Below are 8,378 nucleotides of genomic sequence, written 5' to 3' on the forward strand. Positions count from 1 at the left end.
ATCTATAAGGGGTCACCTCCGTAGCATTAAACTTTGGTCGGTAAAATGATTTGGGAGGCTTCTTATAGATGTATTTTATTACAACAAAAAGAATGTTGGAAGTATGTTTTTCAACACACCCCAACATTCAGTATAGAACCGGAAAAATTATGGGGCTTATATGAAAAAGCCCCATAAAAAATTGTCAAAATTGTTAAAAAATAATCAATAAATTGTGAAAAATAAAACGAGTAATGGAAAATTATATAAAAAATTTTCAAAAAAGAGTTGCATTTTATACAAAACAATGGTAGAATCAATGTCATAAGAAATGAATACGCCGAGGAAGAGATGATGAGATTATGGCAAAAAGAGATGCGCACCGCTGTGCGGGGGGAAGATGCATCAGTTTTGTGTAATCTCTTTTTTTGCGCTCATTTTCCGGAAACGGCGCTCTAAGAAGGGAGAAGGAATATGAGAAAAAAGATCGCGTTGGTTATGGCAGCAGTGACAGCGGCAACCACACTGGCAGGATGTAGTGGTGGTGGTTCTACCGGAAAAGCAGGTGGACAGAGCACGACAGCAGAGACAACCGCAGCAGGAGAGACCACTGGAGAGGTGGATGCCTCCAAGTATGAGGTCACAGAGCCGATCACGATCAAATGGTGGCATGCACTTGAGGATCAGTATTCAGATACCGTTCAGAAGGTTGTTGATGATTTCAACAATTCTCAGGATCTGATCACCGTAGAGGCAGAGTACATCGGAAGTTACAGCAAGGTAAATGAGGCTCTGGTTGCAGCACATGCAGCAGGAACAGACCTTCCGGCAATCACCGTTGCAAACACCTCCTACATCGCAGAGTACGGAGCAGGCGGACTGACCGAGGATCTGACCCCATACATTCAGGCAAGCGATTACGACGTTACAGACTTTGGTGATGGTATGATCAAGGCTTGTCAGTATAACGACAAGGTTGTTTCCCTTCCGTTCCTGATCTCCACTCAGATCATGTTCTACAACAAGGATATGGCAGATGAGATGGGACTCACGATTCCGGAGAAGTGGAGCGATATGGATGCATTCCTTGAGAAGGCAACCCAGAAGAACGCAGACGGTTCCACCGCTGTATACGGTACGATTATTCCTGGTTGGGATCAGTGGTATTTTGAGACCTTCTACCAGAACAATGGCGTGAAGATCATCAACGATGATCAGGTAACCACCGATCTGGCTGATGAGAAGGCAGTTGCAGTAGCACAGAAGATCAAAGACTGGTGCGATGAGGGTTACACCTACTGGACCGGTACCGGTGATGATGCTTCCTCCAACATGAGACAGAACTTCATCGATGGAAAGGCATTCTCCGTTGTACATACGACTTCTCTTTACAACACTTATGTAGATCAGTGTGACTTTGAGGTTGGCATGTCCTGGCTTCCGGGTGGCGACACCAAGGATCAGGAGATCGGCGGATGCGCACTTCTGATTCCGGCAAAGAACGATCAGGCAACCAAGAACGCAGCTTGGCAGTTCATGCAGTACCTGTGCAGTAAGGATGTCAACATGACCTGGGCAGAGGGTACCGGTTATATGCCGACCAGAAAATCTGTTCTTGATACCGATGAGGGTAAGGCATTCCTTGAGAAGAAGCCGGCATTCCAGGCAATTCTGGACAACCTTGATGAGATCAACCCGAGAATCCAGCACAAGGCTTGGGGTCAGCTTGCTACTATCTGGAAGAACTCCATGGCAGAGGTTATGATGGAAGGCGGAGATGTTCCGGCAGCAATGGAGCAGATGGCAGACGAGATCAACGACGTGCTTGGTGATTCATAATAAGAGTTGAGTTAAGATAAGTTAAAAATCTGTAACTGCGGGGGGATAGAGTAGTTACAAAATAGGGAACGTTACGATAAACACAAGCGGGGGTGTAGCAACATGTCAAACAAGAAAATTAACCCTAGGAGTGCATCGGCCTGGAAGGACTTCTTATGTGTCCTTCCGGTGCTGGTATTCCTGGCAGTCTTTACCTATTATCCGATCGTTAAGCTGCTTCAGATCAGCTTTACCGACTGGAACCTGCTGAATGATACCTGGAATTATGTTGGATTCAAAAACTGGGTTTGGCTCTTTGGAGGCTCCGGAACAAAGTATCTTTGGAACTCTCTGAAAGTAACTTGCCTGTACTCAGCAGGAGAACTTTTTATTACCCTTGTCGGTGGCATGGTGTTTGCACTCATCTTCAACCGTATGACAAAGGGATTTTCGGCAATGCGAGCAATCGTCTTCATGCCGAAGTACGTAGCAATGTCTTCTGCAGCAGTTGTTTTCCTGTGGATCTTCAATAAGGACAACGGAATTTTCAACTACCTGCTCTCCTTAGTGGGACTTCCGGCAGTTGACTGGCTCGGTAACCGCCACATGGCTCTGATTTCCGTATTGATGCTGACCGGATGGCGCTGTGTTGGATACGGAATGATGGTTTATCTGGCAGCAATGATGGGAATCGCTCAGGATTACTATGAGGCAGCTTCCCTTGACGGAGCAAACAAGGTACAGCGTTTCTTCAAGATCACGCTTCCGATGCTTTCTCCGACCACTTTGTTCCTGTTTGTAACGACCTTCCTTTCTTCTATGAAGGTATTCCAGTCCGTAGATATCTTGACACAGGGCGGACCGTATCGTTCCACTGAGGTATTTGTTTACAACATTTATCGTTATGCAATGGTAGATTTTCGTATGGACCGTGCATCGACAGTTGCAATCTTTTTCTTCGTACTGCTGTTGATCGTGACGGTTGCGACGATGAAGGTTTCCGGTGGAAACGTAACTTACGATTCATAGGAGGAGAACAATCATGGGTAGACAGGCAAATGCCAATGGCATCGATTTGAACGAGGCTGCACGGCATAAGAAAAAAGTGATGACGGTACTCCAGTACGTTCTGGCTACGATTGTTCTTTTGATTGTCGTATTTCCGATCTATTGGATGTTAGTATCTTCAGTAAAATCACAGGAAGAGATCCTTCTTCCGGTTCCGACTCTCTGGCCGAGAGAGTTCCATTTTGAGAACTACATCAACGTGCTCAAGAGAGGCAACTTTATCAAGTATTACTACAACACGGCTGTGATGACAGCCGGAATCCTGATTTCTCAGGTCGTAACCGGTATTTTTGCGGGATACGGTTTCGCAAAGGGAAAATTCAAGGGACAGAACCTGTGCTTCATCATCGTGCTCGGCGCACTGATGATTCCGCTTCAGGTAACCTTTATTCCGATTTACATCATGATGGCAAACTGGGGAATGTCTGAGACCTTCATCGGTCTGATTCTTCCGGAGGCAGTTTCTCCGTACTACATCTTCATGCTTCGTCAGACCTTCATGTCGATCGACGACAGCTATCTCGAGGCTGCACGCATGGATGGACTTGGAAGAATCGGAATGATCACAAAGATCCTTGTTCCGATGTGTAAGTCCACACTGTTCACCGTAACGCTTGTAACATTCACAAACGGATGGAACGCTTACTTCTGGCCGAAGATCATCGCAAAGGGCGAGACGAGACGAGTTCTGACAGTTGGACTGGCTTACTTAAAGAACACATTTGCAGGACAGGCAACGATGAACAACCATGAGATCATGGCTGGTGCAGTACTTGCGGTTGTACCGGTTATCATCCTGTTCTTCATCTTCCAGAAGTACATGCTGACTGGCTACTCGAAGGCAGCAATGAAGTAAAGACAATGAAGTAAAGAAAGTAAGGCAATCTTGATTTAGGGTTATTGAGTAATGATTTCCGTGAAATGAAATGTATTTAAAATGTAAATGTATTTGAAATATATTTGAAACATTATTTACAAAGTTTTTGCGTAAAACCTACACGAAACAGATGCAAAAAGATGGGAAGAGTGCTATACTTGGCATAGAGCAGTTGACGTATAAGAACGGTTGATTGTTCACCTGATTTTGCATCTGTTTCATGACAGACGACAAGAAAAATGTGAGAAACAGCGGAGGGAAACAAGATGAAGGTTTATGCACACAGAGGTTACAGCGGAAGATATCCGGAGAATACGATGCTCGCATTCAAGGAGGCTGGAAAGCTCGGCGTTGATGGTATTGAGCTGGATGTTCAGCTGACAAAGGACGGAGAGGTTGTTGTCATCCACGATGAGAAGATCGATCGCACGACAGACGGAACCGGTTATGTCAGAGATTATACACTTGAGGAGCTGAAGAAATTCAATGCAGCTCAGGTTTGGAACGGAAAATATGGTTTTCAGGAGATCCCGACTTTCGAAGAGTACTGTGCATGGGCGAAGGATCAGTCGCTTGTGACCAATGTGGAGATTAAGAGCGGAGTCTTTTATTATGCAGAGCTGGAGGAGAAAACTCTGGCACTGGTAAAGAAATATGGACTGGAAGATCGCATCATCTTCTCCTCCTTCAATCATACTTCTGTATTTCTGCTGAGAAAGCTCGCACCGGAGATTCCGGGAGGCGCACTTGTAGAGCATGAGGGACTTGGAAATGCCGGATATTACTGCAAGAAGTACGATATGCAGTGCTATCATCCGGGTTACAAGGGTCTGACCGAGGAAGAGGTTAAGATCTGCCATGAGAATGGCATTGATGTCAATGTATGGACGGTCAATGACATGGCAACGCTCGAACAGCTTTGGGACTGGAAGTGCGAGGGCGTCATCAGCAATTATCCGGATGTCTGCAAGCGCTACGTTGACAGCAAGACAAGTGAGCAGTAAGAGAAATAATTGAATAATCGTTTTATAAATGTTATAAATGTCGGTTGAAATGTTAAATGTTTAAAAATTTATAGGGTCATAAGAAGAGAACATTATCTGTTCAGCAAGGGGAAAAGTTATGAGAAAAAGGCTTTCGCAGAAACGCAAAGTCCAGAGATGGGCTATGTGTTTTGGCAAAGCCTTTTTTTCGTTAATTTTTAGCCATTTATCTTCGCGTTGTGAGGTCGCTTTGGATTATTCGGAAAGTGACGGTTTCGTGAGTTTTGCTTGACGGATTGGAAATACGTTGCTAAAGTAAAGGAGAATATATGGAGAGTCAATTAGAGAAAGAATGGGGAGTTGAAAGAATGAAGGCAATGGAGTTGTTTGAGAGTTCACCGGTGATTGCAGCGGTAAAAGATGATAAGGGACTGCATCGGTGTTTTGATTCAGAGTGTCAGGTGGTATTTATTCTGTATGGAACGATTTTGAATATCACAGATATTGTGCGACAGATCAAGGAGCACGGAAAGATTGCAGTGGCTCATGTGGATCTGATTCAGGGACTGAGTGCCAAGGAGGTGGCAGTCGATTACATCCGCACAAACACGCTGGCAGATGGAATCATCAGTACAAAACCGCTCCTTGTCAAACATGCGGTGGAGTCTGGATTGCTCGGTGTTCAGAGAACCTTTTTGATTGATTCGATGGCGATGAGTACGACGAAGAAGCAGATCGAGTCGTTTCGTCCGGATGCGATTGAGATCATGCCGGGAATTATGCCGAAAGTTCTTCAGGAGATTCGCGGATTTACGGAGGTTCCGATCATTGCCGGAGGTCTGATCTCTGATAAGAAGGATATTATGGCAGCATTTTCTGCGGGAGCAGATGCGATCTCCACGACGAAGGAAGAGCTGTGGTTTATGTAGGATTCCAGGATTCTTTGAAAACGAAAACGGTGCTGACAAGACAAGAGCGACGAGATAGAAACGAGATAGAAAAAGAGACAGGAGGAAGCGAAGATGAGTGAGTTTGCATATAAGTACGGATTTATCGGAATGGGAAATATGGGATTTGCGATGTTGAAGGGGCTTCTTCAGGAGACTCCGGCGGAGAGTCTCACTTTTTCTGCGAGAAATCGGGAGAAGATGGCAAAGGTGGAGGAGGAGACCGGTGTGCATCCGGCTTCCTCGAATTTAGAGTGTGCAAAGTCCTCTAAGTACCTGATTTTGGCAGTGAAACCTCAGCAGTATGATACGGTGATCGGAGAGATTCGGGAGGTGGTTTCTGCGGATCAGGTGATTTTGTCGATCGCTCCGGGAATTACGATTGAGGATCTCGGAAAGCGCTTTGGAAAGCCGGTGCGTGTGGTCAGAGCGATGCCGAACACACCGGCGCTTGTCGGAGAGGGAATGACGGGAGTCAGCTTTGAGGAAGAGCAATTTTCCGATGAGGAGAGAGCGGACATCCGTGCATTCTTCTGTTCCTTTGGCAGGATGGAGATCGTCGGGGAAAATCTGATGAATGCGGTTGTCTGTGCAAGCGGAAGCTCGCCGGCATACATTTACATGATTATTGAGGCGCTTGCAGACAGTGCGGTGAAATACGGACTTCCAAGAGCATCTGCTTATCAGATGGTGGCACAGACGGTTCTCGGAAGTGCGAAGATGGTGCTTGAGACCGGAAAGCATCCGGGAGAACTCAAGGATCAGGTCTGCTCTCCGGGCGGTACGACGATTGCCGGAGTTTCTGCACTTGAGGAGTATGGACTTCGGAATGCGCTGATCAAGGCATCCGACGCGTGCTATGAGAAATGTACGAGAGTGAAATGATGCAAGTAAAGTAACACGAGCACTAACACGAATACGAATAGACAAGTATGAAAAACACTGGAAGAGAGGAAATAAGATTATGGAGAACAAGGAGACGAAGAAGATTCCGCCGGTAATCCGCAAGGATCGTCAGTTGAAATACACGGGAAACATTCTCAAGATTTATGAGGATACGGTGATTGCAAATGGACATGAGGCACACTGGGATTACATTCATCATGACGGGGCAGCGGCAGTCGTTGCGGTTGCAGATGACGGAAAACTGCTGATGGTGCGCCAGTACCGCAATGCACTCGACCGTGAGACGCTTGAGATCCCGGCAGGAAAACTGGATGATCCGAACGAGCCGAAGATTGAGTGCGCATACCGGGAGCTTGAGGAGGAGACCGGATACCGCTGTGATAAGCTTGAGTATCTGATGAGTTTGAATACGACGGTTGCATTCTGCGATGAGGCGATTGATATTTTCGTGGCTCGCAATCTGATTCCGTCCCACCAGCATCTCGATGAGGATGAGGTGATCAATGTCGAGGCGTGGGAGCTTGAGGATCTCGAAGAGCTGATCTACACCGGAAAGATGACGGATGCGAAGACCGTTGCAGCGATCATGGCTTATGCGAGAAAGTATCGCAGATAAAAGAAAGAAATAGAACATAACAGGCTAGACACGCTGGTTAGGCGCTGGTTACGCTCCGCTGGCGGAGCTGTTTTTTGTTCAGGTAAAAATTTTTGGTTCCTATTTATAGAGCATACGATTAGAGGGGATTTTTGTATACTTTTTGATCATTCTAATAAAAACACATTTTTCCTTGTATTCTATCATAGAGTGTAAAAAATGTTGCGGAGTGCGCGATGAAGAGAGTACAGCGACTTTGGCTCTGGGCGGTAGCGGGGTGGATTTTTGCCTCGATTTTTGCAAACCGTGCATTTGTCTCCGGTCTGATCAATGTGACTGTGCTTTCTAATCTGATCGGGAGTCGGTGTGGGGATCTTTCGGGGGAGAACAGAAGTGGTCTCTTTCGGATGATCGCTTTGCGCTTTGTGCAGACAGGAGGGCTTGCGTTGATCTGTGCGGGGCGATTTGCGAGCGTGGGAGTGCGAATCGTTTTGTTTTTGATTGGAGCCTGTGCCTCAGCCACGCTTGTGATTCTGACATGGACGAGGGGAGCGGGCGGGCTTGTCCTTTTTTTGTGTGCATCTCTTCCGCAGGATCTTTTTTATCTGGCATCGTGGTTTCTTTTGATTGCAGAGAGTGTGGAATATCCACATTCATTAAAAAGACCGTATCAGAGACGAATCTGGGCGATTGCAGGGATTCTCTGCGCAGTTGGAATCTGGGTGGAATTTGTGATTGGAGCCTGGATTCTCAAAAATTTTATTTCCTTTTAGAAAATTAAGAGTTTTTTCACTTTTGAAAGATTGTGACAAGATGTTGAAAGCGTTTGGCGCTGACGCTCAACATCTTGTTTTTTTGTCTGGAAAATCGTTGCTTTTACGGGAAAATGGAGGGAAAGGGATAGATGGAGGAAAAAAGAATCGTTTGATTTTGAAGGGAAGAGAGGCTATAATGATAGCAAGTTGTCACATTTTAGAGAGTGTCAACTTGAATCGATTAGAATAAATGAGAACGTACAAAAAATGTTGATATAACTCAGAGTGGATGTCCCCCTCCTCTATAGGTGGGGTATCACAAACTTTCTCAGGAGGGGAGACAATCCCCTTCTGAGTTATACGCTCCGCGAGGGTGCAAAGCGCCAGTGGCGCTTGTTATGCACCGACCGCAGTGGAACGGAGAAGCGCAGTGATTTTGATAAGAAGATG

At 46.0% G+C, this 8,378-nt stretch carries 8 protein-coding genes; all 8 read left to right on the top strand.

The window, feature by feature from the left end; genetic code table 11:
• Positions 1-453 precede the first annotated feature (453 nt).
• Entirely contained in the window at positions 454-1,818 is a 1,365-nt protein-coding gene (locus ACR0QT_RS14105) for an ABC transporter substrate-binding protein (RefSeq protein ID WP_432631332.1), read from the top strand.
• A gap of 102 nt (positions 1,819-1,920) precedes the next feature.
• On the top strand, positions 1,921-2,826 hold the full coding sequence (locus ACR0QT_RS14110; protein WP_177977987.1) for an ABC transporter permease subunit: 906 nt from the start codon (positions 1,921-1,923) through the stop codon (positions 2,824-2,826).
• A 13-nt stretch (positions 2,827-2,839) separates the two neighbouring features.
• Entirely contained in the window at positions 2,840-3,721 is an 882-nt protein-coding gene (locus ACR0QT_RS14115) for a carbohydrate ABC transporter permease (RefSeq protein ID WP_308451488.1), read from the top strand.
• A gap of 287 nt (positions 3,722-4,008) precedes the next feature.
• A complete protein-coding gene (locus ACR0QT_RS14120; RefSeq protein WP_432631333.1) occupies positions 4,009-4,746 on the top strand; it encodes a glycerophosphodiester phosphodiesterase in 738 nt (245 codons plus the stop codon).
• A 308-nt stretch (positions 4,747-5,054) separates the two neighbouring features.
• Positions 5,055-5,654: a glycerol-3-phosphate responsive antiterminator gene (locus ACR0QT_RS14125; RefSeq protein ID WP_432631334.1), complete on the top strand. Its 600-nt coding sequence runs from the start codon at positions 5,055-5,057 to the stop codon at positions 5,652-5,654.
• A 93-nt stretch (positions 5,655-5,747) separates the two neighbouring features.
• Positions 5,748-6,557 carry a pyrroline-5-carboxylate reductase gene (gene proC / locus ACR0QT_RS14130; RefSeq protein WP_432631335.1) on the top strand — a complete coding sequence of 270 codons (810 nt, stop codon included), beginning with the start codon at positions 5,748-5,750 and terminating at the stop codon, positions 6,555-6,557.
• Between the two features lie 79 nt (positions 6,558-6,636).
• Complete coding sequence (locus ACR0QT_RS14135) at positions 6,637-7,194, top strand: NUDIX hydrolase (RefSeq protein WP_177977991.1); 558 nt, start codon at positions 6,637-6,639, stop codon at positions 7,192-7,194.
• 215 nt (positions 7,195-7,409) lie between these two features.
• The gene (locus tag ACR0QT_RS14140) at positions 7,410-7,946 is read left to right on the top strand and encodes a hypothetical protein (protein WP_432631336.1); all 537 of its coding nucleotides are present in this window, start codon (positions 7,410-7,412) and stop codon (positions 7,944-7,946) included.
• The last annotated feature ends 432 nt before the right edge of the window (positions 7,947-8,378 follow it).

The organism is Brotaphodocola sp., from assembly GCF_050873365.1.
Taxonomy (GTDB): Bacteria; Bacillota; Clostridia; order Lachnospirales; family Lachnospiraceae; genus Brotaphodocola.